Origin of the sequence: Mycobacterium sp. SMC-18 (assembly GCF_045310895.1) — a bacterium.
In the GTDB taxonomy this organism is placed as follows: domain Bacteria; phylum Actinomycetota; class Actinomycetes; order Mycobacteriales; family Mycobacteriaceae; genus Mycobacterium.
Map to the genome: position 1 here is coordinate 1 of NZ_JBJIAL010000124.1, position 1,479 is coordinate 1,479.

At 65.2% G+C, this 1,479-nt stretch carries 1 protein-coding gene; it reads right to left on the reverse strand.

What is annotated here, in order from left to right:
- Positions 1–154 precede the first annotated feature (154 nt).
- Positions 155–1,411, reverse strand: coding sequence for an IS21 family transposase (gene istA, locus ACJH6J_RS30380; protein WP_165605542.1), 1,257 nt, complete (start codon positions 1,409–1,411; stop codon positions 155–157).
- Between the last annotated feature and the right edge of the window lie 68 nt (positions 1,412–1,479).

Consider the following 1,479-nt stretch of genomic DNA (forward strand, 5'->3'; position numbering starts at 1 on the left):
ACCGCGGCCAAATATTGTTCGTGGCTCCACGTTTCGGCGCGAGCCCGCTCAGCCAGCTCAGCCCACATCCGCCGGATCGTCGGGGTTTTCAACACCCGGGCCAGATACTCGATCTGTTTACCAATCTCGCTGTGGCCGTGCATGTTTGGGTCGTTCATGATGGTTCTCCCAGGACGGTGAAATCAACGCCGAACAGGTCGTCGTAATCGGGCAGGGAACGGATCGGCACCAGGTGCCCGTCACGGTGGGTGCGCACCCGACCGCTATCGCCGGTGGTGCGTTGTTGGTGGTAGTGGCGGCGCAGCAGCGCGGCGGCGGCCACGTGCTGCGGGTCGGTGAGCGTCATGTGCCGGGCCCAGCACCGCTGATGGGTGGCGACTACCTGCCCTTCGCAGGTGACGATCACGCGATCGAGGGTGGCGGTGATATCAACAAGCCGACCGATGACCGCCGGATGCACCGAGTAGTCGTTACCGGCGACCCGCACGTAGTAGTCCCGCGCCAGGCGCACCCGATGGCAGATGCCGGTCGCCGGGGGTACCGGCGGCAGCAGTGTCATCCCGGCCAGGTCCTCGGCCAGCAGATCGATCGGACGGGCCCGGATCGAACGCACCCGAGTGGTGTTGGCGTGCTCGGTCAGCCACGCCTCGAACTGGGTGTTGAAATCGGCCGGCGAACCGAACACCCTGCCTGGCAGGAACGAGGTCTCAAAGAACCTGTTGTTGCGTTCAACCATGCCCTTGTACTCAGGGTCCGCCGGTGGAGCCAGCTCCAGGCGGGTGCCCAACGTCCCAACAAACGACGTGGCCACCACCGTGGGCCGGCCCGTGCCGCCGATCGCAGACTCGCGGTCCCACACCAGTTTGGCGGTCACCGCGCCGATCCGGCTCAGCAGCTGCCACATCCCGGCCAGAATGTCGCCGCCCTGGCGCGAGGGGATCATCAACCCGGCCCGGAACCTCGAATACGCCAACGTCATCACCAACACCGGCAAGATCGCTAACTGGTTGTGGCCCAACGGGATACGGTAGTCGGGGAACCACAGGTCCCACTGCGAACAGGCCCCCGGCTCGTAGATCACTCGATCAGCCGGATCGAGGCCGCGGTACTCCGGGCGGATCACCCGCACCCGGTCTTTGAGCACCGTGATCGACCTGGTCCACCCGATCCGCTGTGCGATCACCGTCGCTGGCATCCGCGGATGGTCCTTGAGCAACGCCCGGATCTGCGGTTCGAACGCATCCACTGCCGAACCCCGCGGTGCCCGCGAGTACTGCGGCGGCGCATCGGCCGCCAACGCCGACCGCACCGTATTACGGGCCACACCGAGCTGACGCGCGATCTCCTTAATCGGCACCTGCTCCGTGCGATGCAAACGGCGGATCTCCGCCCACTGCTCCACTGAAATCACCCTCCTATCAATGACGGGGGTCAAAATTCACCCGTCGACAGGGGGTCAGTTTTCAGGCGTCGTCAACA